Raw genomic sequence first — 25,710 nt, 5'->3', positions numbered from 1 at the left:
CTTCACGGCCTTCACCGGCATAATCTGTCATACCAAATCGACACAGATATCACTCAGCTTTACCCTGACGCATCCGGGTGCCACTGTCAAAATCGAAAGTGTGATTGGTTGATCCGCCTCACGATTATCGGGGAATTTTGGACTAACCAATTTAATTTTCTATCACATCAATTTAGACTGCAAGCCTGTGCAATGCTGTCAGACCAAACCGACGTCGCCGGGAAAAGCAGGCGCCATGCCGCTAAGCCCTATCAGTAAGTGGTCTAACACCTTTTATGGCTATAGCAACGAAACAGGCCGCTGAAGGCGGCGCTGCTTCCGTCATCCATCAGATGGAGTTACGAATGAACAACCTCGCCAACTATACTTTAGCGGCCGACGTACAGCGCCCCACCTACGATCGCAGCGCCCTGAAATCCCGCCTCGTGCACCTGGGATTTGGCGCATTTCATCGGGCTCATCAGGCGCTGCTTACCGACCGCGTGCTGAATAAGCTGGGCGGTGACTGGGGCTACTGTGAGATCAACCTGATCGGCGGTGAGACCCTGATCGAACAGCTGCGCCAGCAGGATCATCTGTACAGCGTACTGGAGAAGGGCGCCAGTCATAATCAGGCCATCGTCATCGGTGCGGTACATGAGTCGCTGCATGCCACCCTCGACGGTATCCACGCCGTGGTAGAAAAGATGGCCGAGCCGCAGGTGGCCATCGTCTCCCTGACGGTCACCGAAAAAGGTTATTGTATTGAGCCTGGCAGCGGTCGTCTGGATCTCAGCAACCCGCTGATTAAGGCCGATCTGGCGCATCCGCAGCAGCCGGCATCCGCCCCCGGTGCAATTGTAGAGGCCCTGCGCCTGCGCTGCGAACGCGGCCTGCCGCCTTTTACCGTGCTCTCCTGCGACAACATTCCGGAAAACGGCCACGTGGTGAAAAATGCGGTGCTGGATCTGGCGCAGGCGCGCGATCCGCAGCTGGCGGCGTGGATCGCCGACAGCGTCACCTTCCCCAGTACCATGGTCGATCGCATCGTACCGGCGGTCACCGAGGAGACCCTGACCCAGATCAGCGCGGCCCTTGGCGTCGATGACCCGTGCGGTATCGCCTGCGAACCCTTTATTCAGTGGGTGGTCGAGGATAACTTCGTCGCCGGACGCCCCGAGTGGGAAGCCGTCGGCGCCGAGCTGGTCAGCGACGTACTGCCCTATGAAGAGATGAAGCTGCGCATGCTCAACGGCAGCCACTCTTTCCTGGCTTACCTGGGCTATCTGGCTGGCTATCAGCACATTAATGACTGTATGGAAGATTCCGCCTATCGCCAGAATGCCTATCGCCTGATGCTGCTGGAGCAGGCGCCAACCCTGAGCGTTAGCGGTGTCGATCTGGCACGCTATGCAGCGCTGCTGATCGAACGCTACAGTAATCCCTCCCTGAAACACCGCACCTGGCAGATAGCCATGGATGGAACCCAGAAGCTGCCGCAGCGAATGCTGGACTCCATTCGCTGGCATCTGGCCTACGGCAGCACCTTCCCCTGCCTGGCGCTGGGCGTCGCGGGATGGATGCGCTATGTCGGCGGCACCGATGACGCAGGCCTGGCCATCGATGTCCGCGATCCGATGGCAGAAACCCTGAAACAGTGCGTGGCTAACAGCGCTGATGGCGCGGAGCGTGTTCAGGCACTGCTGAGCGTCAGCGCAGTATTCGGCGATGTGCTGCCGCAGGAGCCTCGCTTTGTCGAGGCGGTGAGCGCGGCCTACCTGTCGCTGATGCGCCAGGGCGCGGCCCGTACCTGCGCCGCGCTGGCAAGTCAGGAATAATCCTGTCCCAACGCAGTCTGCCGCCCGACGGCGGTAGACTGCGGCGCACCCGACACGGGCGTACCCTTATCTCAAAGCTGCCGTCGTCTCCAGCGGCACATCGCTAACGTTGAACGCCGCTACGATCTCGGTCAACGCCTTGGCCTGTCCTTCCAGCGCATGGGATGCCGCCGTAGACTCCTCCACCAGCGTAGCGTTATGCTGGGTCACGGTATCCATCTGGTTGATGGCCTGATTGATCTGGGCAATCCCACGGCTCTGCTCTTCTGCGCTCGACGAGATTTCCCCGATCAGACCGGATAAATAGGTAATTGCGCTAATGATATTTTCCATGGTGGCGCCGGCTGCCGACACATTGACACTGCCCTGATTGACCCGTTCGACCGACGAGGCGATCAGCGTATTGATCTCTTTCGCCGCCTGGGCGCTACGCTGTGCCAGGCTGCGTACCTCACTGGCCACCACGGCGAAGCCACGTCCCTGATCGCCGGCACGCGCTGCCTCCACGGCGGCGTTAAGCGCCAGTATATTGGTCTGGAAGGCAATGCTATCGATGACATTGGTAATAGAGGCGATATGTTTAGAGTTGCCGGCGATCTCTTCCATGGTCTTCACCACCTCTGCGATGGCCTGTCCACCGGACTCCGCCGTGTGGGTTGCCTCGCCGGCCAACTGCGCTACGTGGCGTGAACTATCCGTATTCTTATCAACAATGGCGGTCATTTGCTCCATGCTCGCGGCGGTCTCCTCCAACGCAGCGGCCTGCTCCTCGGTACGGGAGGCCAGATTGCTGCCCCCAGCTGCAATCTCGCCGGAGCCGGAGTAGATGGCACTGGCGCTGTGACGAACGGAGGCGACGATCTCTCGCAGCGCCCGCTGCATATCATCGATATGTGCGGCCAAAAGCCCCATTTCACTCTGACTATGGCGCTGAAAGCGCTGCGTCAGATCACCCTTGGCAATACGCTGTACACTGCGGATGATGCTCTGCAGCGGTATCAGCATCGCCTGCTTAACCGACACCCAGCACAGCAGCAGGCACAGGATCGACAACAGCGCCAGCAGCAGCAAGGCCCACTTCATGGTCTGACAGGCACCCTGGCTTTTCTGAACGCTGATCTCCATTAATCGATCATGTTCTTCCTGCCATATATTATATGCATGCTGTGTTTCAATATTCAGTGAAATAAGCTGTTGATTCAACTCTATCGCGCGTTGAATATCGTTCTGCTTAAGCAACTCAACTATTTCAGAAACCGTGGAAAGATATTTCGTGAAGTCATTATTAACCCGATTAACAACACTCACGTCGAGTCCGTCAACGTCAGGGATATCCTTATAGGCCTCATAATTGCTGCGCGCTTCTGCGATCCTCCCCCCAGCCCGGGAGAAGAGCCCCTGTAACCGCTCCCGGTCGACTGTGACCGCAGCGGCCTGATTTTGAGCCTCTCGCAGCGTGGATCGTGCCTGAACCAGGTTGATCCATGCATCGCTAAAAAACATAACGTTACGCCGCGACTGGTAGTTTTCCTGAATATGCTCAGCATCACTATTAATAACATTGTAAAAGAATATAAATGAAACCGCTTGAATTAAAAAAATTGCAATAATTACGATGGGAAGCAGTCTGGCTATTTTAATTTTAGAAAACATGTGACCGATATTCTCTTGTCATTTGTACTCATGAGTTAGAGGTTATCGGCTGGGCTTCTTTTTTCTTTATCATTTTTTAAAACATAAATGACCGCACATAAATCATACAAACATTGAATAACACCTATCTGGTAGAGGCCGTGTCCCGGACCTCCGCCCGGGGTCATCTCTGGCGCTACTGACGCGCCCGCTAAACGACGCTCTTCAACCATTCCCGGGTAAAATCAGGCAACGGCTGCGGGCAGCCAAACAGGTATCCCTGCAGATAATCCAGCCGATAGCCGCGCAGATGCTGTAGCTGTTCCCCGCTCTCAACCCCTTCCGCCAGGGTAATCATATCCAGTCGCTTGGCCAGCGCGATCACCGTATCCACAATGTGTCCCGACAGCATATCGCTGCCGATCATCCGCACAAAGCTTCGATCGATTTTTATAATGTCAAAGTGGTAACGCTGTAGATAGGCTAGGCTGGAGTGTCCGGTGCCAAAATCATCCAGCGCCAGCAGTACCCCCAACCCCCGCAACTTGTGAAAGATTTGCTCCGTCAGCTCGCCGTCCGGCACCCGCTGACGCTCGGTCAGCTCCAGCACCAGCCGGATCGGATTGGCTTCAAAGGCATCAATAAAGCGTCGACACTCCTCAACCAGACTCAAATCGTTAAAATGGCTGGCGCTGATATTGAAACCAAAGTGAAAATGCGTCGGCAGGCTACGGCAGCGCGGCGCAAAATAATCGCTGACCTGCCGCATAATATCGCGCGTCATCGCTACGATAAGGCCGCTGTCCTCCGCCAATGGGATGAAGTTATTCGGCGGGATCAATCCCATCTGGGGGTGCTGCCAGCGCATCAGGATCTCGCAGCCGCTCAGCGACTCATCCGCGCCATCGACCACCGGCTGAATATAGGGGATAAACTGGCGCTGCCGCAGCGCCTCGCGCAGATAGAAAACCGGCGAATTTACCTGCCCCACCAAACGGTAGGTGCCAACCCCAAAAACGAAGGCCAGCACCAGGAACAGCACCAGGCTGCCGCGGGAGTAGTCCAGCATATACGTCCAGTGACTATCGATCGGAACGGCCGTGGTGACCGAGATCGGGTAGCGTGACGAATGACGGACAAAGCGACGCCCGTCCACCGGCGGCAACGCATCGACGACCTGCCCCTGAGGATCCATCCAGCCCGCACCGATACGCAAATACAGCGGTGTCGGGGTACTGAGCGACCTCAGAATATTCCGCAGATAGTAACCGTCTATCCCCACCAGCACGCTGGCATCTCCCGGCCCAGGTTCACGAAACACCACCAGCGAGCGATGCGGTGTAATCCGATTGCCAGACATCAGGGTCAAGCGCTTATTGGTGTAATGGTCATCGCCGACTTCAGCATGAAAGGCACCGTAGAGAGAGGAGCAGTAGATAACGCTCGCCTGCGCCAGACTGACCGAACGCACATCGGGTACCGTTGTCGCCTGAAATGCCAGCATATTATGCAATGTCGTATCACAGGGCTGTCCGGCATAGCGCCGGACCGCATCGACCGCCGTCTGGGCATTGTCCAGCGCCTCATCGATCTGCCCGATAGCCAGCGTCAGGCGCTGTTTTGCCGACTCTGCCAACCCCCGAGAGGCCTGCCAGGAGATGGTAACAGTAGCCAATAGCAGCACCATACCCACCGCGCCCGCAGACAGCAGCGGACGCAGATAGCTGCGCCATCGTTCGCCGCCCAGAGGAATCATTTGCGTTTGTTACCTCCCGCTCAGCGCACCCGTTCAGCGCGTAGGCAGAGCGTGCCGCGTATAGACTGCCCCACACGCAGAGGCTGTAACAAGGGAAAGGCCCGCTCTCCAGACTGTGGCAGCCCCACGGCAACCACCAGTATATACACGCAGTGCAGGTGGATGTGTAGCGATGCGCTATGGCGCAATGTCACCCAGCACCACCGGCGTAGAGTCAAACAGATAGCCGTCAAATCCCGGATCGTCTGGATTGGAGATCTCCAATAGTTTAGCCTTAACATTCTCTAAATGCTGCCACATCGCCTGCTTAGCGTCGCGCGCGTCGCGCCGCAGCACGGCCTGAAGGATCCTTTGATGATCCTCCAGCCAGTCCCAACGGTAGCTGAAATCCTGGGTATGGCCATGCAGCCCCGCCCACAGCGGGTTATGTTTGCGCGCACGCCAGGCATCTTCCACCATTCCGGCCAGTACGCTATTCTGAGTCGACTGCGCCAGCAGGCAGTGAAACTGCTCATCCGCGCTCTCATCGGCACACCCTGCGTTTAGCGCCAGACGCTCCTGCTCAATAGCCTGACGCATCTTCAGAATATCGGACTTGGTCGCCTGCATCGCGGCAAAGGCCGCGACCTCACTCTCCAGCAGCTGGCGTGCCTGCAGCAGTTCAAAGGGGCCAAAGGTATTCTCATCCAGATTCCGTACCCGCGGGGAAGACACATTTTGTGGCAAAGCGACGACGTATACCCCTGAGCCTTTACGGACATCGATCAGGTGCTCCAGCTCCAGCATGATCAGCGCCTCGCGCACGACGCTGCGGCTTACGTCAAAATATTCGGCAATATCACGCTCCGGCGGCAGGCGACCTCCGATAGAATAGTCGCCGCGTGCAATGGCGGCGCGCAGCGTATTGCCGACTTCCTGATACAATCTCATGACGAGCCCCTCTGGCTGTGCCGCATCTGTAGAGTAAAAGCACCAATTGGACAGCCCAATTGTCACTATTAACGTGCCGCTATAGTGACTTTGATTATATCACAGCATGAATTCATTAATAAAAAGGAGGGCGCGGACGCGCAGGCAGATAACGGTTAAATATGATAATGAAGAACGCCCCTGCCCTGACAGGGACGTTCCAGGCAGGACACTTAACGATAAGAGACAGTGATTAACGCCTGCGCATGCGCATTATCCAGCCAGCTCAGATGGCTCTCGCCAACCTGGGCCGGTAGAGCCATGGCCCCCTGCTGTACCTGCTCAACGCTGTGTGTAGCCGTCTGGGCTTTACCGTCCCGATAACATTCGGAATAGACCTGATTATTTACTATTTTAAACTGACAACCATCCTCCACAATCATACCACCAAACTGTACCACTCCCGAGCCAGCGGCCTGGACAGGGGTACCGGCCAATCCGGCCCCCAGTAACATCCCCATAACGACAATCTTCACCAGTGATAAGCTTTCACGCTTCATATATCACTCCCGTCGTCAAGTTACTGCGTATTTTCATCTCGCCAAACGTCGATCGCGAATGAAAAAGCGGTGACACTCCTTGTTAACACCTCTCCTAAAAAATAGCAGAACTCTTTGATTACTAACGGCAATGCAGTTAAAAACTTCAGTTATTTCTTTTCAGAAAGTAAAAACAGAATCACAAACCAATAAAAAACAATTGATTAGCATAAAAAATAATTACCACCCATATATTTACCGATAACGTCGTGAATACGTTACCACCGATAAGAGAACGCTTTAAAAATAGGGTTGTTTCCAAGCATATTTTTCCTAAGAATGTCTGTTATCTCACAAAAGCACCTGGCGCTCTCTACGGCCTCCAATAACAAAGGAACCACGCATGACCCGCGTAAATGTGATCACCGGTTTTTTGGGCAGCGGAAAAACCACCACCCTACGCCACCTGCTGGCATGTAAACCCACACAGGAGCGCTGGGCGATATTGGTCAATGAGTTTGGTGAGATAGGCATCGATGGTGCGCTGCTCGCCGACAGCGGTGCGCAGCTGAAAGAAATTCCCGGCGGATGTATGTGCTGCGTCAACGGTCTGCCGATGCAGATAGGGCTGAATATGCTGCTGAAAACACAGCCTGACCGGTTGCTGATCGAACCGACAGGACTGGGTCACCCCAAGCAGATCCTGCGCCTGCTGGAGAGCAACGTCTACAGCGCCTGGCTGACGCTGCAGGCGACGCTGTGTCTGCTGGATGCCCGCCAGCTCAACGATGAGCGACTGCAGAACAACGAGAACTTTCGCGATCAGCTGGCAGCGGCAGATATTATCGTCGCCAATAAAATGGATACCTATGACGGAGACGCATGCGACGCGCTGCGTCACTGGCAACTGGCCCAGGGCGATGAACGGACACTGCTCGAAACCCAGCACGGACAGATCGATCCCGCATGGCTAGATCGCCCGCGAACCCACACGACAACGCTGCCTGACGCACACCATCACCACACGCCATCCGCCCCGGTATCAGGCATCGCCGCGCTGCGGCTACGACCTGGACAGGGTTGGCGACGGGCACTCAACCAGGACCAAGGCTACTTTAGCTGTGGCTGGATCTTCAGTGAAGAAAGCGTCTTTGACACCATCGGCCTACTGGAGTGGGTGCGTTTAACCCCGCTGCTCCGCATTAAGGGCGCGGTACGGATAGTCGAAGGTACCCTTTGTATTAACCGTCAAGGCACGGATTTACAGATAGAGACCCGCCAAACGCCGCCGCCAGACAGCCGTATTGAAGTGATCCATGATGCAGAGGCCGACTGGAACGCACTGCAAAGTGCCCTGCTGGCGCTGCGCATCCGTCGACAGGAAACGCCTACGATATAGCTTTGTGGGTACGCCCTCACCTTTCCGGCACAGGTAAATTACCGCCGAACATATTACCAAGTGTGTCAAATTAAACTATTGCTTACCTTTGGATAAGATATCTCTCCCCGTTTATTTTTTTCCTCAATATAATAGAGGGGTACATAATTTAGAAAACAGGTCATATAATTGACCTGTTTTACATATGATTAGCACAGTGGCTTCTACTGAATATATAGGTAGGGTACGCAATAACGCACAGTTTAATCCGGTAATGCCCCCCCCCGATCGTAGAGTGACTTCGCTGCGAATAACGGAAATTAGGGCAAAAAGTGTGTTCTGCTGCACAATTCCACCTCAGCGCGATTGTCAGTACCCCACGTGGAAATTAGTCTCTGGAAGGGTAATTTTCGGATAGCGACAGCTCGTTAAGGACAACAAGGGAAACAATTTATAATGGTCAAGTCTCAACCAGTTCTGAGATACATTCTGCGTCTGGCACCCGCCATTGCCGCCGCAGTGTTGCTTTCGGCATGTACTACAGCTCCCTCCGATCGCTACGCACAAACTGATACGCATGTAGTCAACAATAAAGACAATCTATTACTACAGGCGTCTCAGGATGAGTTTGAGGAAATGGTGCGCACTCTGGATGTTAAATCCAAGATTATGGATCAATACGCCAGCTGGAAGGGCGTACGTTATCGCCTGGGCGGCAACAGCAAGCGCGGTATCGACTGCTCTGCATTTGTTCAGCGTACTTTCCGCGAACAGTTTGGCTTGGAGTTACCGCGCTCAACCTCGCAGCAGGAGGATACCGGCCACGCTATCAAACGCTCTAAGCTGCGTATCGGCGATCTGGTTCTGTTCCGCACCGGCTCCACGGGTCGCCACATCGGTATCTATCTGGGCAACGACCAGTTTGTTCACGCCTCCACCAGCAGCGGTGTCATGATCTCCAATCTAAACGATTCCTACTGGAATAAACGCTACCGTGAAGCGCGCCGGGTACTCTCCGGTACCCAGCGGGCGCAGGCTGACAACCACAGCTAAATTGCCCCTGCTTTTTCTCCCATCCTAAAAAACGCTGCTGTTGCAGCGTTTTTTATCGGTATTAATATAATATCGAAGATAAAACGCTACTTCGTAGCAATACTAAGGCACACTCCCCTCACAACCCGCTGACAAACACTATTTTTTAACATTTAATTAAACTCCCCATATTCAAACCTGCCATTCTTTTCTACTATCGTTAACGGAGGACGGCCACAGGGTATAACTGTCGCAAGAAGCGAACCGTCGGATCCACGCATTTCGAACAGCTCACTCGGGGGAGAGCAGACATGGAGAAACGATCTACAGCGGCAACAAAGCAACGCGACACGACGTCCGACGGACACCTGCAGCGTAATCTTAATAACCGCCATATTCAGCTCATTGCCATCGGGGGCGCTATCGGAACCGGCCTGTTTATGGGCTCCGGAAAAACCATCAGCCTGGCCGGACCATCTATTATTTTCGTTTATATGATTATCGGATTTATGCTTTTTTTTGTAATGCGGGCAATGGGCGAACTACTGCTCTCCAACCTGGAGTATAAATCCTTCAGCGATTTCGCCACCGATCTACTCGGTGCCCGCGCCGGTTATTTTACCGGATGGACCTACTGGTTTTGCTGGGTCGTCACCGGTATGGCCGACGTAGTCGCCATTACCGCCTATGCCCACTTCTGGTTTCCTCATCTGGCTGACTGGATTATTTCGCTCTCCTGTGTCGTACTGCTGCTCTCGCTCAATCTGGTCACGGTTAAAATGTTCGGTGAAACCGAATTTTGGTTCGCGATGATTAAAATCGTCGCCATTATCGCCCTGATCCTGATCGGGCTGGGCATGGCCATCGGCGGCTTTCGCGCCCCTTCCGGTGAGCAGGCTGCCTTCAGCAACCTGTGGCACGGCGGCCTCTTTCCCCACGGGATCGGTGGTTTCTTCGCCGGATTTCAGATCGCAGTCTTCGCCTTTGTCGGCATTGAGCTGGTTGGCACCACGGCGGCGGAAACCCGCGATCCGCAACGCGTGCTCCCCAGAGCAATCAATGCGATACCGCTGCGTATCATCATGTTCTATGTACTGGCTCTGTGCACCATCATGATCGTTACCCCCTGGCAGCAAGTGGTGCCCGACAAGAGCCCCTTTGTGGAGCTGTTTATCCTGGCCGGGCTGCCGGCCGCAGCGGGGATCATCAACTTTGTGGTGCTGACCTCAGCAGCCTCCTCCGCCAACAGCGGTATCTTTTCGACCAGCCGCATGCTTTACGGACTGGCAAAAAGCGGCCTGGCCCCCGCCCGCTTCGCCCGTCTGTCCCGTCAATCGGTGCCCGCCTCCGGGCTGTTTTTCTCCTGCCTGTGCCTAATGGGGGGCGTCGTGCTGCTCTATCTGATCCCCAACGTGATCACCGTCTTTACCCTGATCACCACCGTCTCGGCCGTGCTGTTTATGTTCGTCTGGTCGATCATTCTGTGTAGCTACCTGGTCTATCGCCGCCGCTATCCGCAGCGACACGCCGCCTCGGGCTACAAGATGCCGCTGGGCCGCGTTATGTGCTGGATCTGTCTCGCCTTTCTGTTTGGTGTACTGATCCTGCTCACGCTGGAAACCGATACGCGCCAGGCGTTGATGGTCACGCCGCTGTGGTTTATCGCGCTGGCTATCGGCTGGCGTTTCACCCAGCGTCCCCCGGCGCTTTCCTGTGACGAGGCCGCCTAAAAAAATAGGGGAGCCTCCCGGCTCCCCCACACGCTATCATTCAAATGACTATGCCGTTTTCGTCACCCGCTCCTGTGGTGCAACATCTGGACGCTTGAGCAGCGCATACAACAGCCCACTCAGCAGCGTTCCGGCCAAGATCGCCAGCAGATAAGGCACTACCGGGCTGATCGCGCCGGGGATCAGCAGAACAAACAGTCCGCCGTGCGGCGCCATCAGCTTCGCGCCAAACAGCATCGACAGCGCCCCGGTCAGCGCCCCGCCCAAAATGCAGCACGGCAGTACCCGCATCGGATCCCGTGCGGCAAAGGGGATCGCCCCTTCGGTGATGAAGCACAGCCCCAGCACCACGGCCGCCTTACCGCCCTCACGCTCGCTCTGGGCAAACTTGCGGCGCGCGACCAGCGTCGCCAGCCCCATCGCCAGCGGCGGAACCATCCCGGCGGCCATGATGGCCGCCATGGGACCGTAAGTCTGGGTACTGAGCAGACCTACACCGAAAGCATAGGCCGCCTTATTCACCGGTCCGCCCATGTCGGTACACATCATCGCGCCAAGTACCGCCCCCAGGATCACCGCATTAGCCGTGCCCATGGTCTGCAGCCAGTGGGTCAGCCAGGCCAGGAGCTTCGCCACCGGCGTACCGATGATGTAAATCATCGCCAGGCCGACGATCAGGCTCGACAGCAGCGGAATGATCAGGATCGGCTTAAGTGCCTCCATGCTCGCAGGCAGAGTCAGCCTGCTGCTGATGGCCCGGGCAACATAGCCGGCGAGAAAGCCGGCGATGATCCCGCCGATAAAGCCCGAGCCCAGGCTAACCGCCAGCATCCCGCCGATCAGTCCCGGCGTCAGACCGGGGCGATCGGCGATGGAGAAGGCGATATAACCCGCCAGCACCGGCACCATCAACGCAAAAGCGGTGCCGCCGCCGATCTGCATCAGCGCGGCCGCCAATGTGCCAGGCTCCTTGAAGGCCTGAATACCAAAGACGAACGAAAGCGCGATACACAGGCCGCCGGCCACCACCATCGGCAACATGTAGGAGACGCCGGTCAGCAGGTGACGGTACGCACCGCCCGCCTCTTTCCGGCGCCCCGATGCCGCGGCCCCGGACGGCGCCGATGTCTGAGGGCGATATATCTCCGCTTCCTGCAGCGCCCTGTCCAGCTCCTGAGACGTCTTCTTCAGCGCCAGGCCTGTGCTGGTGCGGTACATCGGTTTACCGGCGAACTTTGCCAGATCCACCTCAATATCCGCCGCCACCACCACCAGATCGGCCTCCGCGACCTCCTGCGGCGTGATAGCGTTGCCTGCCCCTACCGATCCCCGCGTCTCCACCTTTACCTGCCAGCCGCGACGGCGCGCCTCTGCCTCCAGCGCCTCCGCCGCCATGAAGGTATGCGCAACCCCCGTCGGACAGGCGGTAACCGCGACCAGCCGCAGGCATTGCGATCGATCCTGTCGCGGCGCCGCACAGTGATATGGCGAGGCATCGCGCAGCGCGCGGGCCAGCAACTCCGCCGGCTGGCGAATGGCTTCGCCCACCGAGCCCCGGTACAGCGGTTTCCCCTCCAGCGCGGCGTCCTGCGGGGTATCGTCACCGATAAACAGCACCAGCGCCGCATCCTGCGGGCGGGTAACCCAGGTAATCTGCTGCTGGGCGGCGACGGCCTCCAGCATACGCCTGGCAAGGAAACAGCGGGCCTCGCCCTGCGCACCTTCCGTAATCAGTAGGGTATTCATATGACCTTCCACAATCAGTTAAAAGGATCGAGCTCCACGCGTGCCATCATCGCCGCCAGCTGCGTGCGGTCGCTGATGCCGACATTGCTCTGACTGACCGCCAGGGCAGAAACCGCCGTAGCCAGCCGCAGCGTGTGTTCACTGGACTCCCGCATCATCAGGCCATAGATCAGTCCGCCCACCATCGAGTCACCGGCGCCGACGGTACTGATAACATCCACCTCAGGAGGCTTAGCCAGCCAGGCACCGGAGGCGTTGACCCACAGCGCCCCCTCCGCGCCCAGCGAAATCACCACGTGGGCAATCCCCTGATCGCGCAGCGCGTGGGCGGCACCGACGACGTCTTCCAGCGTCGGCAGCGCCCGGCCAGCCCAGATTTCCAGCTCGCGGCGATTGGGCTTCACCAGCCAGGGGGCCGCCTTCAGCCCGGCGACCAGCGCCTCGCGGCTGCTATCAAAAATGATGCACGGGCACTGGCTACGCAGGCGGCGCATCCAGTCGGTAAAATCATCCGCCGCGACGCCGGCCGGCAGGCTGCCGCTGACGCACACCATGTCAAACTGCCCGAGCCAGCTCAGGGAATCATTAACGAAGCGATCCCAGTCGCTCTTGCTGACGTCGAAACCGGAGAAGTTAAAGTCGGTGACCGCCCCATCCTTCTCGGTCAGCTTTACGTTGATACGGGTGCGCCCCGGGACTACCTGAAAACGGTTGGCGATGCCCAGCTCGCTGAACAGCTGCTGAAACCCATCCTGGTTATCCTTGCCCAGGAATCCGCCCACGGTCACATCGATGCCGAGATCCTTCAGCACCTTGGCAACGTTAATCCCCTTACCCGCGGCATGAAGCCCGGCGGTTTGTACCCGGTTAACCTCACCGCGCTCAATCTCCGCACAGTAACCAACCAGATCATAGGCCGGGTTTAAGGTAATGGTTGCAACTCTTCTGCTCATGATATTTCCTCGCCAAGGCCACTCGCGATGGCCTGGCCAATAACGTCTAATGCCTGCTGCGCATCACTGCCGCTGGCAGTAAAGCGCAGACGATGGCCTTTTTGAACCCCCAGTGCGACAACCTTCATCAGACTGCGGCCATTGACCGGAACCCCGTTGCCATCAAGGTTGGCAACGGTTATCTGGCTTGCAAACTGCTTAATGGTATTCACCAACTGCGCGCCCGGTCGGGCGTGCAGGCCATGCTCATTACGAACGGTAAAGCTGGCGCTCAGGCTCTCACCGCTCTCTGTCAGCTCGCTGGTCAGCAACGCAACGATCTCTGCCGGGGTCTGCGCCGTCAGCAAACGTTCCGCCAGCTGACGCTGCAGCAGACGGCTCAGATAGTCCAGCATCCCCTCCGGCTGCGCATCGGCCATCGCAACGGTCAGCAGCAATGCCACCGGCTCCCCATCGAGGGTAAAGGGCTGACGGGGACGCGCCAGCGCTGCCGCGCTGCCCTGAACACCCAGCGCGCTGTCGCAGAGCCAAATACCCTGCCCCAGACACAGCGGCGCGCGGCGGATGACATCGCTGACAAACTCGCCGCTGACCGCCCCCACCTGCTGCAGGCGCCCGGCGTTCAGCGCCTGCAGCGTCATCAGGCTGTCGGTCTCCACCCCCAGTGTCACCATGCTGATATCAAAGCGGAATTCGGCAACGCTGCGCTCACCCAGCAACAGGCTGCGCAGCGCCTCCACCGACGTGGTCTGCGCCAGCTCCCGGCTTACGCCGTCGTCGCTCAGCACGTGGGTCAGCTGACGCAGCAGCATCAGGTGCTCATCGGACTTGGCGGCGATACCGATCACCACATAGGCCCGCTGCCCCTCGCCCCACGCAATCCCCTGCGGAAACTGAAACACCTGAACTCCGGTGTTCAGCACCTGATCCCGGGTATCCGTCGTGCCATGGGGAATCGCGATACCGTTGCCCAGGTAGGTCGACGTCTGCTTCTCGCGCTGCAGCATGCCCTGTACATAGCCCTCGCCGACGTAGCCCGCCGCGACCAGCGCCGCCGCCACCTGCCTGATGGCCTGCTCTTTACTGTCAGCCCCCGCTGCCAGATGGATATCCTGTAGGGTCAGATGAAACATAGATGCTCCTCGTCCGTCATACCATGTGCGTTGTGCGTCACTGGGAAATTGAATCGTTTCAGCTCGATTGGGAAAGAAAACCCGGGTTGCCGCGCTTCCCCCGTAGACCAAGACGCTGAATCGTTTTTGTAAGTGTGGTTCGACGCACGGCATTACGCAAGGGTCCCCCGCCGTATCTGTACATATTTTAGACCTTCAGCACATTTTTGCTGACGTTTGTTGTCAACACCGCTGACGTGCGACAATACGCGCTGAAATGTGCTGATGGAGAAACAAGCATGACGGTAAAAGTAGGGGTTGGGGTGATCATCGTGAACGCCGCTGGCCAGATTTTGCTCGGAAAACGCTGCGGCAGCCACGCGCCCTACTGGTCTATCCCCGGCGGCCACGTTGAACAGGGAGAAACCTTTGAACAGACGGCGATACGTGAAGTGGCCGAGGAGTGTGGCCTGCACATCGATGCGCCGCGCTTCGTCGGCGTGACCAATAACCTGCGAACCTGGCATGACGAAGGGGTACACAATGTCTCTGTCATTATGCAGGTCAGCGCACCAGCGGCGGCGGCCCCTCAACGCTGCGAGCCGGAGAAATGCGAACGCTGGCAATGGTGCGATCCACATCAGCTGCCGCAGCCTTGCTTTGACGCCTGTCAGCAGGGTGTTCAGCTGTGGCTTACCCGACAGACCTATTGTGCTACACCAGCCTAGCAGCGCTGCGGTGTGGTCAAACCCGCACCGCTCCAGTGCACACACTCAGCTGAACAAAAATAAAGCAATATGAGTAAGATAATATTCTCTCGCACCATACCCCTCCACTAGTGCACCAAAATAGTTAACGCATAAACCGCTATCGCACCAGTATAGAACGCAACGCACTAAAATAGTGCAACTCACCACCCCACACCTGCCCCAGCGCTGTATCTTTTGGCCAGAGATAAATGTAACTAATTGATAATGAATATAAATAAATAGTTGGCATGTTTTTTTCATTACATCCCGGTCAAATACAAGCGGCTTATCGCAAAGACAAGGAACCATTACGATGAAAGCAATGTTGAAAGCCTCCGTGGCAGCCCTGGCGCTGGCCTTCGCCGTCAGCGCTCAGGCTGCGGAAAAACCGCTGATCGTCGCCACCGATACGGCGTTCGTCCCATTCGAATTTAAAAAGGGCGATAAATATGTCGGTTTCGATATCGACCTGTGGGATGCCATCGCCAAGCAACTACACCTAAGCTATACGCTGAAACCAATGGACTTCAGCGGGATCATTCCCGCGCTACAGACCCGTAATGTAGATCTGGCGTTGGCCGGTATCAGCATTACCGAAGAACGTAAAAAAGCCATCGACTTCTCCGACGGCTACTACAACAGCGGACTGATGGTCATGGTGAAGAGCGGCAACGCACAGATCCACGGAGTGAAGGATCTGGACGGCAAAGTACTGGCCGTGAAGAGTGGCACGGCCGGCGTAGACTATGCAAAGGCGCACGTAAAGAGCAAGGATCTGCGTCAGTTTCCCAATATCGATAACGCCTATCTGGAACTGGCGACCGGCCGCGCCGACGCCGTCCTGCACGATACCCCCAACATCCTTTACTTTATTCAAACCGCGGGCAACGGTCAGTTTAAGGCCGTCGGCGACTCGCTGGAGGCACAGGCCTACGGTATCGCCTTCCCGAAGGGCAGCGATGCGCTGCGCGGGCAGGTCAACGACGCGCTGAAAACCCTGAAGGCGGATGGGACCTACGCGGCTATCTATAAAAAATGGTTCGGCGTCGAACCGAAGTAATGCTCTGGGCGCCCGCCGGGCGCCCCTTTGTCCTCACGGGCGTTGCACGGTAACAAATACGGTTTTACCAGGAGAATCAACATGCAGTTTGACTGGAGCACCATCTGGGATGCCATCCCGCTGCTGCTGGAAGGCGCCAAACTCACCCTCTGGATCTCGGTGCTGGGACTGCTCGGCGGCCTGATCATCGGCCTGGCCGCCGGTTTTGCGCGCGCCTTCGGCGGCTGGCTGAGCAACCACATCGCCCTGGTGTTTATCGAGCTTATCCGTGGTACCCCCATCGTAGTGCAGGTGATGTTTATCTACTTCGCCCTACCGATGATGATGCCGCTGCGCATCGACCCTTTCAGCGCTGCCATTATCACGATCATGATCAACTCCGGCGCCTATATCGCCGAAATCACCCGCGGCGCGGTGCTCTCCATTCACAGCGGCTTTCGCGAGGCGGGACTGGCTCTGGGCCTCTCCCGCCGCGATACCCTGCGCCATGTGATCATGCCGCTGGCGCTGCGTCGCATGCTGCCCCCGCTGGGGAACCAGTGGATCGTCAGCATCAAGGACACCTCGCTGTTCATCGTCATCGGCGTGGCCGAACTGACCCGTCAGGGACAGGAGATCATCGCCGGAAACTTCCGCGCCATGGAAATCTGGAGCGCTGTCGCTGTGATCTATCTGATCATGACGCTGGCCCTGAGCTTTGTCCTACGCCGCCTGGAAAGAAGATTAAAAATTATATGATTGAATTTAAAAACGTCGATAAAAGCTTCGGACAGACCGCCGTTTTGCACGATATCAACCTGCGAATTCAGCCGGGTGAGGTAGTCGTGATCATCGGTCCCTCCGGCTCGGGGAAGTCGACCCTGCTGCGCTGCATCAACAAGCTGGAGGTCATCAGCCGCGGTCAGCTGCTGGTGGATGGGATGGACGTCAACGATCCCAGGGTGGATGAACGCCTGATCCGCCAGGAGGCGGGGATGGTATTCCAGCAGTTTTATCTGTTTCCCCACCTGACTGCGCTGGAAAACGTCATGTTCGGCCCCATCCGGGTCCGCAGTATGAGCCGGGCCGATGCCGAACAGCGCGCCCGTACCCTGCTGGCCAAAGTGGGACTCTCCGAACGTGCCCACCACTATCCGTCAGAGCTCTCCGGCGGGCAACAGCAGCGGGTGGCGATCGCCCGTGCGCTGGCGGTCAAGCCCAAGCTGATGCTGTTCGATGAGCCGACATCCGCGCTGGATCCCGAGCTGCGCCATGAGGTGCTGACGGTGATGAAAGATTTGGCAGAGGAGGGCATGACCATGGTCATCGTCACCCATGAAATCGGCTTTGCCGAAAAGGTGGCGTCACGGCTGATCTTCGTCGATAAAGGGCGTATCAGCGCCGACGGCAGCCCGCAGCAGCTGATCCATACGCCGCCCAACGAGCGTCTGCGCGAGTTCCTGCAGCACGTCGCGTGATCGTCCGCCGGGACCGCCCACGCAGGCGGCCCCGGTGCGGTATCAGAATCGCCAGGCGATAAAGCGGCTCACCTTCTGCCCCTGCGCCATCGTCACCTCACGCATCTCCTGCACCGGGATTGCGCGCAGCGCTCTGCGCAGCGCCGGCAGCGTCTCCCGTCGGGACACCAGCGAGGTAAACCACCCCACCTGCGTCGCAAACGCGCGGCTCTCCGCGATCATCCGCAGAATGAACGCCTGCTCACCGCCGTCGCACCACAGCTCATCCGCCCTGCCGCCAAAGTTCAGTCGCGCCGCCTGCGGCGGTCGCAGCCCCAGGTTGGTCAGCTTTCTCTGGCTGCCCGCGGCGGCCTCCGCCGCGCTGCGGTGAAAGGGCGGATTGCACATCGTCGCGGCGTAGTACTCTCCGGCCTTGATAATCCCCTGAAAAATCGCCTGCGGCTGACGCTGACGACGCAGGCGAATCCGCGTGCCCAGCGCCGGATTGGCCCGGATGATGGCCGCTGCCGCCGCCAGCGCCTGCGCCGAAATATCGCTGCCGGTAAAGCGCCAGCCGTATTCGGCTTGCCCCAGCAGCGGGTAGATACAGTTGGCACCGGTGCCGATATCCAGCACGCAGGTCTGCGCGCCGCGCGGAATGGCGCCGTCTGAACGGGTGCTGGCCAGCAGATCGGCCAGATAATGCAGGTAGTCGGCCCGGCCCGGGATCGGCGGACAGAGAAACTGTGCGGGAATATCCCAGTGCGCGATGCCATAGTCCTGCGCCAGCAGCGCCCGGTTGAGCGCCCGGACCGCCTGTGGATCGGCGAAGTCGATGCTTTCGCCGCCGCCCGGCGTCACCCGGACAAAGGCCCCCAGCGCGGGAGAGATCCGGCACAGCACCGCCATATCGTAGCGGCCATGATGGCGGTTGCGCGGGTGCAGGCCCGCTTTCTGGTGCCGATCCGACGGCGTGACTGGCTTATGGTTCATGATTCACTTCGGGGGAGTCGCTCAAACAGGGCGGCAAGTATACCCATTTCCGCGCCGGACACCTACCCTCCTGCGCTTTCCCTCAGCAACCCGTCGCCGGGTAGCGTATACTGCGCACACGGAGAGTGACTGCGTCGATCCCATGACCGCCGATCGTCTGCAGTCACCGGTTATGGAGCCCGTTTCCCATGCGCTTACCCGCTCTGCTCGGTCCGATACTGGGACTTACACTTCCCCTGCTCTGTGCGGCGGCGCAACCGGATACCATCGACGAACGCTACGCCATCGCCCTCAGGGGCGAGGCCAAATATACCGCGGGCTTTAGCCACTTTGACTATGCCAATCCCGCCGCGCCCAAGGGCGGTACCCTGCGCCTGGCCGCCATCGGCAGCTATGACAGCTTTAACCCCTACGCCGAGTACGGCACCCCGGCCATCCGCAGTGCGCGGCTGTACGATACCCTGTTCTGCCCCTCCGCCGATGAGCTCGACAGCGCCTATCCGCTGATCGGTGCCTCGATCCGCTACGATCGCCGTTTCCGCTGGGCCGAGGTGTCCATCAATCCCGACGCCCGCTTTCAGGACCGCACGCCTATCACCTCCCGGGATATCGCGTTCAGTTTTCGCGCGCTGATGACCCAGGGCCCCGCGGCCTTCCATCAGCGTTTTCAGGGCGTCACCCTACGCCCCCTCTCGCCGTTGACGATACGCATTGAGCAGCCATACCCCGACAAGGCACGCATTCTGGCGCTGCTGACCCGGCTGCCGATCCTGCCGCAGCACGCCTGGCATCAGCGATCGCTGCGTCATCCCTTGCGCCAGCCGCCCATCGGCAGTGGCCCCTATCGCATCATCCACTACCGCCTGGGCCACAGCGTCACCTATCAGCGACTTGCCGACTATTGGGCGGCCAACCTGCCGGTCAACCGAGGACGCTATAACATTGATACCCTGCACTATATCTACTATCCCAGCCAACGGGCAGCACAAGCGGGCTTTCTGCACGATCAGATCGATGTGTGGCTGGAGACCTCCCCGGCCCGCTGGGCGACCCAATACCCCGAACGCAACGTGGCCCGCGGCGCGATCGTCAAAGCCGATATTCTCAGCCACGCCGCCCAGGCAACCCGCTGGCTGGCGTTCAATAACCAGCTTCCCCTGTTCCGCGACCGGCGGGTACGGGAAGCCATCTCGCTGGCCTTCGACTTTCCGACGCTCAACTGCAGTCTCTACCATAGCGACTACCGACGCGCCGACAGCTATTTCCAGAATACCCCCTACGCCGCGCACGGCTACCCCAGCGCCGCAGAGCTGCTCTGGCTTGCCCCCCTCCAAGGCGAGGTGCCGTCCGCCGTCTTCCTACAGCGCTACCGCCCAAGCGGAGAGAATCCCCTGGCTGACCAACGGCGGGCGCAGACGCTGCTGACGCAGGCAGGCTGGCATCGCCACGGCGCATGGCTGGTCAACCAGGCGGACGGGCAGCGCTTCGCCTTCACCCTGCTGCTGCCGTACGGCAGTCGGCTACACTACGTCGTCCCCCTGCGTGACAGCCTGGCCCGCCTGGGGATCGATATGCAGATCCACGAGGCGCCGCGCGGCCAGTTCAGCCGCCTGGCCCGACGCCATGCCTTTGGCATGATCCCGCTGATCTATCCGGCGACCCCCTTTCCCTCCCCGGCGCTGCTGATACGTTGGGGATCCCGCTACGCCGATGGCCGCGGCAATATCGCCAACGTCCGCGATGGCGCAGTCGACGCGCTGCTGACCCACATCGCGGCACAGCAGCGCTCGCCTGATGCGCTGCGGGCGCTGGGCCGGGCGCTGGACAGGGTCTTAACCTGGAATGCGTTTATGCTGCCGCTGTGGTATTCCGACCACCGGCATCTCGCCTATTGGAACCGGTTTACGATGCCGGCGCAGCGGCCGCGCTACGGTCTGGGATTGGATTATTGGTGGTATGACGTAAATCGTGCGGCCCGTCTGCCGCCTCAGGGGGACGCCGGGGTCGATGGGATCACAAAAACGCGTGCGCCGCGATAGGCTCCGCGATCGCCACCCCGTCATTCTTCAGGCGGCACATCACCGTACTCTCATCCTCAGGATCGACAAACAGACAGGGCTCGCCGTCAAGCGCAACGATAGCGCAGGCAACAGGCATCTCCTGCAGGGAGAGATACATGTCACGCATCACCTGCCAGGCGCTCTCGCCGCGCTGGCTCAACAGCTTCAGACCGATCAGCCGGTTGGCCGCGCCCTGCGCCTCCGGCTCCGAAATGGGCTCAACCTGGACGCCGGTGCACCCAGACGCCCAGCGGTAGCGCTGAGGCAACCGATGAACTATCGATAGCTGGAGATTCTTCACGTTAATACTCTGATGATAAACACAGCACAATTTTTTCACAAAAAAATCACACCGTAAATGCTGAATCGCGAAAATTAGTGCAAATAACCGATTGACAGCAATTAATTTCGTTAGAATTGATTACATATCACCAACATTGTCGTTATTCTCCCACCGCTGTCAGATCTCCGGATACCCCACTCCACACACCACATACAGGAAGAGCGCCATTACCAGGGGACTGCACAGCGCTATCGGGCCAGCCAACGGCCAAAATCCCAGCACCCGCAGCACACAGGCCAGCCCCTGCCACAAACGGCACGCCAACCCAACGTGCAGCATCGCCTGTACTCCGTAGCGGTGCTACGTTACGGCGGTTAATCAAGGTCATCAGAAACAGAATATTCAGGGCAAATCAGGGCAAAATAGTAGCCGAAATGCTGATGAGAGCGATGTAGACAAAGGGGCACGCGCTGAAAAAACGTCCCGGAGAAGAGGAACCCGCGGGTCAGATATAGCACAACGCGCGAAAATGGCGGAACTGAGCGGCGAAATGGGTCAGGGTGGCCACAGCCGGAATGGCTGACGCCGCGCACGCGACAGCGTCTTCCGGATAAACAAGGCCACCAGCAGCGCCATCGCCCATAAAATGGCGTGCCAGCTAAACCGCAGCATCAACGCACCGCCCGGCAACGGGGCGCAGGTCATAACCAGTGCCACCAACGAGATCATGCGCGAAAATTTATCCTTACTGAACATCTCGCATATCAGGGCATTGATCACCGCACGGGCAACGGCCACAGCAGGCCAGCAGAACGATGCAGTGCACCAGCACACAGGTAGCCCCGGTCAGGGCAAACAGGAAAGTACCGAACAGGATCACCAGATTACGCCCTACGCTGTCGGCCCGCGGGCCGTACACCCGCTGACCGCAGAAAAAACCTAACGTATCGGCCCTCAGGGGCATCGGCACCGGACACGCCAGACTGTACGGCGATGACGGACAGACTGGGCAGATAGATGCCGATGACCAGCGGCATCAACATCGGCAGCACTCCTAATATCAGGAGAAGCCTCAGATGAGGCCCTCTTTACACGCCGGGCTCCTTACCCCCTGCCAGCCAGTGCGCTGGCCACCTCATCGTCGCTCAGCGCACGGTACTCGCCGGGCGCCAGCGCCGCATCCAGCGCAATGGCACCGATACGCTCGCGGTGCAGTCCCACCACCCGGTTACCCACGGCGGCGAACATGCGTTTCACCTGATGATAGCGCCCTTCGCTGATGGTCAGGCGGACATGATGCTCGTCGAAAGCCTCCAGCTGCGCCGGTTTGGTCAGATCCGTTTCACCGTTCAACATAATCCCCTGGGCAAACAGCGCCGCGGTCTGCGGCGCCAGCGGCTGCTCCAGCGTCACCAGATAGCTCTTCTCACAGTGATGGCGCGGCGAAGTGATGCGGTGAGACCACTGCCCGTCGTCCGTCAGCAGCACCAGACCGGTGGTGTCCAGGTCCAGACGCCCGGCGGCGTGCAGCTTTTCTGCCATCGGCTCATCGATAAAGTAGAGAATGGTGGCATGGTCCGGATCGTCCGTCGAGCAGACGTAACCCTCGGGCTTATGCAGCATAAAGTAGCGCGGCCCGGTGATAAACGTCAGCACGTTGCCCTCATAGGCAACCTCCTGATCCGGCGTGACCTGCAGCGATCCGCTGCGGGCGACGACACCATCGACGGTGACGCGCGCAGCCCGCAGCTCGCGGATCACCAATGAGCGGCTGATCCCCAGCTGCTGGGAAATAAATTTGTCCAGTCTCATGAAACCTGCTCTGTTATAACCAAGGCGAAATAAAAACCGATATTGTCCGCGGCACTGTACCGAACGCGGGAATCTCCCACTGCCGAGGCAAACGCAGACCGCTCAGTCTACCATACCGCCCATACCGCCAGCTATCGCCGCGCAGGAAGCGATGCGATAGGCTGGATCTCGCACGCCCGATGAGTAAACTGGAACCCGTCCGCAGTGCGGGCACCCTATTCCCCCCTTCCAGCCAGAGGTTATATTATGTCTGCATCCATTCACGGCCATGACGTCATGCATATGATGCTTTCCAGCGACACGACCTATACCCGCGACACCCTGATCGCCGCCATTGACCGGCGCTTCGGTGCCAATGCCCGTTTTCACACCTGCTCTGCCGAGGATCTCAACGCCGCCGGGCTGGTGGATCTGCTGGCCAAGCGCGGTAAGTTTGTCCCCGCCGAAGGTGGCTTTATCACCCGCGCAGATAAAATCTGCCGCCACTGATGGCCTTTACCCTGCGGCCATACCAGCGTGAGGCTGTCGATGCCACGCTGGCCCACTTCCGGCGCCACCGGGAACCGGCGCTGATCGTTCTGCCGACCGGCGCCGGGAAAAGTCTGGTGATCGCCGAACTGGCCAGACTGGCGCGCGGACGGGTCCTGGTGCTGGCCCACGTTAAAGAGCTGGTGGCCCAAAACCATGCCAAATACCTGGCCTGGGGACTTGAGGCCGACATTTATGCCGCCGGGTTAAAGCAAAAGGGCAGCCAGGCCAAAGTGGTCTTTGGCAGCGTCCAGTCGGTCGCACGCAATCTGTCCGACTTCGATGCCGCCTTCTCCCTGCTGATCGTCGATGAGTGTCACCGCATCGGCGACAGCGAGGAGGGACAGTACCAGCAGATACTGCAGCACCTGCGCGGCCATAACCCGCAGCTGCGGCTACTCGGGCTCACCGCGACCCCCTACCGACTCGGCAAGGGCTGGATCTACCGCTACCACTATCACGGCATGATACGCGGCGGCGATGACTGTCTGTTTCAGGACTGCATCTATGAGCTGCCGCTGCGCTATATGATCCGCCATGGCTTTCTGGTGCCACCGGAGCGGCTGGACATGCCGGTGGTACAGTACGACTTCAGCCGTCTGCAGCCGTCGGAGGCCGGGCTCTTCAGCCCCGAGGATCTCAATCGAGAGCTGCGCGATCAGCAGCGCATTACGCCGCACATCGTCAGCCAGATCGAGGAGTATGCGGCCACCCGGCGCGGCGTGATGATCTTCGCCGCCACCGTCGAACACGCCCGGGAGGTGCTGGGCCTGCTGCCGACGGGTAGCGCGGCGCTGATCAGCGCGCAGACGCCCCATGACGATCGGGACGCGATCATCCGCGATTTCAAGGCGCAGCGACTGCGCTACCTGGTCAATGTGGCGGTGCTCACCACCGGCTTTGACGCGCCGCACGTGGATCTGATCGCTATTCTGCGACCGACGGAGTCCGTCAGCCTGTACCAGCAGATCGTCGGGCGCGGCCTACGCCTGTGCGACGGCAAGCAGGACTGTCTGATCCTCGATTACGCCGGTAACCCACACGATCTCTATACGCCCGAAGTCGGCAGCCGTAAGCCCCACGGCGACAGTCAGCCGGTGCAGGTGTTCTGCCCCGCCTGTGGTTTTGCCAATACCTTCTGGGGCAAGTGTGACGGGCAGGGCCGTATCGTCGAGCACTACGGGCGGCGCTGCCAGGGCTATTTTGAGGACGACGAAGGGCGACGCGAGCAGTGTGACTATCGCTTCCGCTTTAAAAACTGCCCGCAGTGCAATGCGGAAAACGATATCGCCGCCCGCCGCTGCCATCAGTGCGCCGCGCTGCTGGTCGACGCTGACGATATGCTGAAGGCGGCGCTGAGGCTGAAAGATGCGCTGGTGCTACGCTGCGGCGGAATGCAGCTGCGCGACGGGGAGGATGCCAAGGGCGAGTGGCTGCAGATCACCTACTACGACGAGGACGGTGCCGACGTCAGCGAACGCTTCCGCCTGACCACCCCGGCTCAGCGCACTGCCTTTACCCAGCTATTTCTACGCCCGCACCAGCGGGCGCCGGGCTGTGAGCTGAGCTGGCAGCGGGCGGCCGATATCGTAGCGCAGCAGGAGGCCCTGCGCGCGCCCGACTTCGTGGTGGCGCGCCGACGGGGCCAGTTCTGGCAGGTGCGGCAAAAAGTATTTGACTATCAGGGGCGTTTTCGCAAGGCGAACCAGCTGCGCGGCTAATTTATTTGCCGTCCCGGCGCGGATCGGCTAGAATGCCGCCCGCCTTGTCGAGGGTGTTTAGCCTGAGACGGGCACACGATATCCCGTCTGCTGCTGGGTCGCCTGTAGCAGGCTTCATTTTTTTAAAGAGACAGATCAATGTTCACGATCAACGCTGAAGTACGTAACGAGCAGGGTAAGGGTGCGAGCCGCCGCCTGCGCACTGCCGGCAAATTCCCGGCAATCGTTTATGGTGGTAGCGAAGCCGCGCTGTCCGTTACCCTGGACCACGACTCCACCATGAACCTGTCTGAAAAAGACGGTTTCTACACCGACGTTCTGACGCTGTCCGTTGACGGCAAAGAGATCAAAGTGAAGATTCAGGCGGTACAGCGTCATCCGTACAAGCCGAAAATCACGCATATCGACTTCGTTCGCGCTTAATCGCCCGTTCGCGTCAGATGATAAAAAAAACGCCGCTCTGC

General features: G+C 58.9%; 25 protein-coding genes. 12 read left to right on the top strand and 13 right to left on the bottom strand.

Annotated features, from left to right (window positions below; translation table 11 throughout):
- The first annotated feature begins 344 nt into the window (after nt 1-344).
- Entirely contained in the window at nt 345-1,817 is a 1,473-nt protein-coding gene (locus EIEH_RS13310; RefSeq protein WP_015871858.1) for a mannitol dehydrogenase family protein, read from the top strand.
- Nucleotides 1,818-1,883: 66 nt separating this feature from the next.
- On the opposite strand, the gene EIEH_RS13305 is transcribed toward EIEH_RS13310, so the two are convergent.
- From EIEH_RS13305 to EIEH_RS13290, 4 genes are all read right to left on the bottom strand, one after another.
- Nucleotides 1,884-3,470 carry a methyl-accepting chemotaxis protein gene (locus EIEH_RS13305; protein ID WP_015871859.1) on the bottom strand — a complete coding sequence of 529 codons (1,587 nt, stop codon included), beginning with the start codon at nt 3,468-3,470 and terminating at the stop codon, nt 1,884-1,886.
- 190 nt (nt 3,471-3,660) lie between these two features.
- Nucleotides 3,661-5,205 carry an EAL domain-containing protein gene (locus EIEH_RS13300; RefSeq protein ID WP_015871861.1) on the bottom strand — a complete coding sequence of 515 codons (1,545 nt, stop codon included), beginning with the start codon at nt 5,203-5,205 and terminating at the stop codon, nt 3,661-3,663.
- A 177-nt stretch (nt 5,206-5,382) separates the two neighbouring features.
- The gene (locus tag EIEH_RS13295; protein ID WP_015871862.1) at nt 5,383-6,135 is read right to left on the bottom strand and encodes an FCD domain-containing protein; all 753 of its coding nucleotides are present in this window, start codon (nt 6,133-6,135) and stop codon (nt 5,383-5,385) included.
- Nucleotides 6,136-6,347: 212 nt separating this feature from the next.
- Nucleotides 6,348-6,674, bottom strand: a complete 327-nt coding sequence (locus tag EIEH_RS13290; RefSeq protein ID WP_015871863.1) for a hypothetical protein — start codon at nt 6,672-6,674, stop codon at nt 6,348-6,350.
- 382 nt (nt 6,675-7,056) lie between these two features.
- On the opposite strand from EIEH_RS13290, the gene EIEH_RS13285 reads away from it, so the two are divergent.
- The 3 genes from EIEH_RS13285 to cycA all read left to right on the top strand — a co-directional run bounded on the left by EIEH_RS13285 (nt 7,057) and on the right by cycA (nt 10,793).
- Entirely contained in the window at nt 7,057-8,052 is a 996-nt protein-coding gene (locus EIEH_RS13285; protein WP_015871865.1) for a CobW family GTP-binding protein, read from the top strand.
- Nucleotides 8,053-8,487: 435 nt separating this feature from the next.
- Nucleotides 8,488-9,084: a bifunctional murein DD-endopeptidase/murein LD-carboxypeptidase gene (mepS, locus tag EIEH_RS13280; RefSeq protein WP_015871866.1), complete on the top strand. Its 597-nt coding sequence runs from the start codon at nt 8,488-8,490 to the stop codon at nt 9,082-9,084.
- Nucleotides 9,085-9,374: 290 nt separating this feature from the next.
- The gene (gene cycA, locus EIEH_RS13275; RefSeq protein WP_015871867.1) at nt 9,375-10,793 is read left to right on the top strand and encodes a D-serine/D-alanine/glycine transporter; all 1,419 of its coding nucleotides are present in this window, start codon (nt 9,375-9,377) and stop codon (nt 10,791-10,793) included.
- A 48-nt stretch (nt 10,794-10,841) separates the two neighbouring features.
- Here the strand turns inward: cycA and fruA are convergent, their stop codons facing one another.
- The 3 genes from fruA to fruB are packed head-to-tail and all read right to left on the bottom strand — an operon-like array spanning nt 10,842 to nt 14,625.
- Nucleotides 10,842-12,539 (bottom strand): PTS fructose transporter subunit IIBC, encoded by a 1,698-nt coding sequence (gene fruA, locus EIEH_RS13270; protein ID WP_015871868.1) that lies wholly within the window; start codon nt 12,537-12,539, stop codon nt 10,842-10,844.
- Between the two features lie 14 nt (nt 12,540-12,553).
- Nucleotides 12,554-13,492 carry a 1-phosphofructokinase gene (gene fruK / locus EIEH_RS13265; protein ID WP_012849132.1) on the bottom strand — a complete coding sequence of 313 codons (939 nt, stop codon included), beginning with the start codon at nt 13,490-13,492 and terminating at the stop codon, nt 12,554-12,556.
- Nucleotides 13,489-14,625, bottom strand: coding sequence for a fused PTS fructose transporter subunit IIA/HPr protein (gene fruB, locus EIEH_RS13260; protein ID WP_015871869.1), 1,137 nt, complete (start codon nt 14,623-14,625; stop codon nt 13,489-13,491). The genes fruK and fruB overlap by 4 nt, the downstream gene beginning before the upstream one ends.
- A gap of 278 nt (nt 14,626-14,903) precedes the next feature.
- Here fruB and EIEH_RS13255 point away from each other — a divergent pair, with 278 nt between their 5' ends.
- From EIEH_RS13255 to glnQ, 4 genes are all read left to right on the top strand, one after another.
- Nucleotides 14,904-15,332 (top strand): nucleotide triphosphate diphosphatase NUDT15, encoded by a 429-nt coding sequence (locus EIEH_RS13255; protein WP_015871870.1) that lies wholly within the window; start codon nt 14,904-14,906, stop codon nt 15,330-15,332.
- Nucleotides 15,333-15,666: 334 nt separating this feature from the next.
- Nucleotides 15,667-16,413, top strand: coding sequence for a glutamine ABC transporter substrate-binding protein GlnH (gene glnH / locus EIEH_RS13250; RefSeq protein WP_015871872.1), 747 nt, complete (start codon nt 15,667-15,669; stop codon nt 16,411-16,413).
- 81 nt (nt 16,414-16,494) lie between these two features.
- Nucleotides 16,495-17,151, top strand: a complete 657-nt coding sequence (glnP, locus tag EIEH_RS13245) for a glutamine ABC transporter permease GlnP (protein WP_015871873.1) — start codon at nt 16,495-16,497, stop codon at nt 17,149-17,151.
- Nucleotides 17,148-17,870 carry a glutamine ABC transporter ATP-binding protein GlnQ gene (glnQ, locus tag EIEH_RS13240; RefSeq protein WP_015871874.1) on the top strand — a complete coding sequence of 241 codons (723 nt, stop codon included), beginning with the start codon at nt 17,148-17,150 and terminating at the stop codon, nt 17,868-17,870. Before glnP ends, glnQ begins: the two co-directional genes overlap by 4 nt.
- 42 nt (nt 17,871-17,912) lie before the next feature.
- On the opposite strand, the gene rlmF is transcribed toward glnQ, so the two are convergent.
- The gene (gene rlmF / locus EIEH_RS13235; protein WP_015871875.1) at nt 17,913-18,842 is read right to left on the bottom strand and encodes a 23S rRNA (adenine(1618)-N(6))-methyltransferase RlmF; all 930 of its coding nucleotides are present in this window, start codon (nt 18,840-18,842) and stop codon (nt 17,913-17,915) included.
- A gap of 188 nt (nt 18,843-19,030) precedes the next feature.
- On the opposite strand from rlmF, the gene EIEH_RS13230 reads away from it, so the two are divergent.
- On the top strand, nt 19,031-20,881 hold the full coding sequence (locus EIEH_RS13230) for an extracellular solute-binding protein (RefSeq protein WP_015871876.1): 1,851 nt from the start codon (nt 19,031-19,033) through the stop codon (nt 20,879-20,881).
- On the opposite strand, the gene EIEH_RS13225 is transcribed toward EIEH_RS13230, so the two are convergent.
- The 5 genes from EIEH_RS13225 to rsuA all read right to left on the bottom strand — a co-directional run bounded on the left by EIEH_RS13225 (nt 20,856) and on the right by rsuA (nt 22,997).
- The gene (locus tag EIEH_RS13225) at nt 20,856-21,203 is read right to left on the bottom strand and encodes a YejG family protein (RefSeq protein WP_015871877.1); all 348 of its coding nucleotides are present in this window, start codon (nt 21,201-21,203) and stop codon (nt 20,856-20,858) included. The two genes, EIEH_RS13230 and EIEH_RS13225, sit on opposite strands and share 26 nt — an antisense overlap.
- 159 nt (nt 21,204-21,362) lie before the next feature.
- A complete protein-coding gene (locus EIEH_RS19800; RefSeq protein WP_015871878.1) occupies nt 21,363-21,524 on the bottom strand; it encodes a hypothetical protein in 162 nt (53 codons plus the stop codon).
- Between the two features lie 216 nt (nt 21,525-21,740).
- Nucleotides 21,741-21,941 carry a hypothetical protein gene (locus tag EIEH_RS19795; RefSeq protein ID WP_226092347.1) on the bottom strand — a complete coding sequence of 67 codons (201 nt, stop codon included), beginning with the start codon at nt 21,939-21,941 and terminating at the stop codon, nt 21,741-21,743.
- Nucleotides 21,931-22,155 (bottom strand): hypothetical protein, encoded by a 225-nt coding sequence (locus tag EIEH_RS19790; RefSeq protein WP_231292174.1) that lies wholly within the window; start codon nt 22,153-22,155, stop codon nt 21,931-21,933. Before EIEH_RS19790 ends, EIEH_RS19795 begins: the two co-directional genes overlap by 11 nt.
- Nucleotides 22,156-22,289: 134 nt before the next feature.
- Nucleotides 22,290-22,997, bottom strand: coding sequence for a 16S rRNA pseudouridine(516) synthase RsuA (gene rsuA / locus EIEH_RS13215; RefSeq protein WP_015871881.1), 708 nt, complete (start codon nt 22,995-22,997; stop codon nt 22,290-22,292).
- 246 nt (nt 22,998-23,243) lie between these two features.
- Here rsuA and EIEH_RS13210 point away from each other — a divergent pair, with 246 nt between their 5' ends.
- The 3 genes from EIEH_RS13210 (at nt 23,244) to rplY (ending at nt 25,669) form a co-directional block, all read left to right on the top strand.
- Nucleotides 23,244-23,486, top strand: a complete 243-nt coding sequence (locus EIEH_RS13210) for a YecH family metal-binding protein (RefSeq protein WP_015871882.1) — start codon at nt 23,244-23,246, stop codon at nt 23,484-23,486.
- On the top strand, nt 23,486-25,246 hold the full coding sequence (gene radD / locus EIEH_RS13205) for a DNA repair helicase RadD (protein ID WP_035609893.1): 1,761 nt from the start codon (nt 23,486-23,488) through the stop codon (nt 25,244-25,246). Before EIEH_RS13210 ends, radD begins: the two co-directional genes overlap by 1 nt.
- Before the next feature lie 138 nt (nt 25,247-25,384).
- Entirely contained in the window at nt 25,385-25,669 is a 285-nt protein-coding gene (rplY, locus tag EIEH_RS13200) for a 50S ribosomal protein L25 (protein WP_015871885.1), read from the top strand.
- Nucleotides 25,670-25,710 lie beyond the last annotated feature (41 nt).

It is taken from the genome of Edwardsiella ictaluri ATCC 33202 (assembly GCF_000264785.1).
In the GTDB taxonomy this organism is placed as follows: Bacteria; Pseudomonadota; Gammaproteobacteria; order Enterobacterales; family Enterobacteriaceae; genus Edwardsiella; species Edwardsiella ictaluri.
Note: the sequence above shows the minus strand (reverse complement) of the source record. Positions and strands in the feature narration are given on the sequence as shown.

What these genes read in the sequence shown, in the direction of transcription:
- mepS (WP_015871866.1), top strand. Translation starts at nt 8,488, where the DNA reads ATGGTCAAGTCTCAACCAGTTCTGAGATACATTCTGCGTCTGGCACCC.
- rplY (WP_015871885.1), top strand. Translation starts at nt 25,385, where the DNA reads ATGTTCACGATCAACGCTGAAGTACGTAACGAGCAGGGTAAGGGTGCG.
- EIEH_RS13255 (WP_015871870.1), top strand. Translation starts at nt 14,904, where the DNA reads ATGACGGTAAAAGTAGGGGTTGGGGTGATCATCGTGAACGCCGCTGGC.
- rsuA (WP_015871881.1), bottom strand. Translation starts at nt 22,997, where the DNA reads ATGAGACTGGACAAATTTATTTCCCAGCAGCTGGGGATCAGCCGCTCA.
- fruA (WP_015871868.1), bottom strand. Translation starts at nt 12,539, where the DNA reads ATGAATACCCTACTGATTACGGAAGGTGCGCAGGGCGAGGCCCGCTGT.
- EIEH_RS13230 (WP_015871876.1), top strand. Translation starts at nt 19,031, where the DNA reads ATGCGCTTACCCGCTCTGCTCGGTCCGATACTGGGACTTACACTTCCC.
- EIEH_RS13305 (WP_015871859.1), bottom strand. Translation starts at nt 3,470, where the DNA reads ATGTTTTCTAAAATTAAAATAGCCAGACTGCTTCCCATCGTAATTATT.
- cycA (WP_015871867.1), top strand. Translation starts at nt 9,375, where the DNA reads ATGGAGAAACGATCTACAGCGGCAACAAAGCAACGCGACACGACGTCC.
- EIEH_RS13285 (WP_015871865.1), top strand. Translation starts at nt 7,057, where the DNA reads ATGACCCGCGTAAATGTGATCACCGGTTTTTTGGGCAGCGGAAAAACC.
- fruK (WP_012849132.1), bottom strand. Translation starts at nt 13,492, where the DNA reads ATGAGCAGAAGAGTTGCAACCATTACCTTAAACCCGGCCTATGATCTG.
- glnQ (WP_015871874.1), top strand. Translation starts at nt 17,148, where the DNA reads ATGATTGAATTTAAAAACGTCGATAAAAGCTTCGGACAGACCGCCGTT.
- EIEH_RS13290 (WP_015871863.1), bottom strand. Translation starts at nt 6,674, where the DNA reads ATGAAGCGTGAAAGCTTATCACTGGTGAAGATTGTCGTTATGGGGATG.
- radD (WP_035609893.1), top strand. Translation starts at nt 23,486, where the DNA reads ATGGCCTTTACCCTGCGGCCATACCAGCGTGAGGCTGTCGATGCCACG.
- EIEH_RS19795 (WP_226092347.1), bottom strand. Translation starts at nt 21,941, where the DNA reads ATGTTCAGTAAGGATAAATTTTCGCGCATGATCTCGTTGGTGGCACTG.
- EIEH_RS13300 (WP_015871861.1), bottom strand. Translation starts at nt 5,205, where the DNA reads ATGATTCCTCTGGGCGGCGAACGATGGCGCAGCTATCTGCGTCCGCTG.
- EIEH_RS19800 (WP_015871878.1), bottom strand. Translation starts at nt 21,524, where the DNA reads ATGCTGCACGTTGGGTTGGCGTGCCGTTTGTGGCAGGGGCTGGCCTGT.
- EIEH_RS13295 (WP_015871862.1), bottom strand. Translation starts at nt 6,135, where the DNA reads ATGAGATTGTATCAGGAAGTCGGCAATACGCTGCGCGCCGCCATTGCA.
- EIEH_RS13310 (WP_015871858.1), top strand. Translation starts at nt 345, where the DNA reads ATGAACAACCTCGCCAACTATACTTTAGCGGCCGACGTACAGCGCCCC.
- glnH (WP_015871872.1), top strand. Translation starts at nt 15,667, where the DNA reads ATGAAAGCAATGTTGAAAGCCTCCGTGGCAGCCCTGGCGCTGGCCTTC.
- glnP (WP_015871873.1), top strand. Translation starts at nt 16,495, where the DNA reads ATGCAGTTTGACTGGAGCACCATCTGGGATGCCATCCCGCTGCTGCTG.
- EIEH_RS13210 (WP_015871882.1), top strand. Translation starts at nt 23,244, where the DNA reads ATGTCTGCATCCATTCACGGCCATGACGTCATGCATATGATGCTTTCC.
- rlmF (WP_015871875.1), bottom strand. Translation starts at nt 18,842, where the DNA reads ATGAACCATAAGCCAGTCACGCCGTCGGATCGGCACCAGAAAGCGGGC.
- fruB (WP_015871869.1), bottom strand. Translation starts at nt 14,625, where the DNA reads ATGTTTCATCTGACCCTACAGGATATCCATCTGGCAGCGGGGGCTGAC.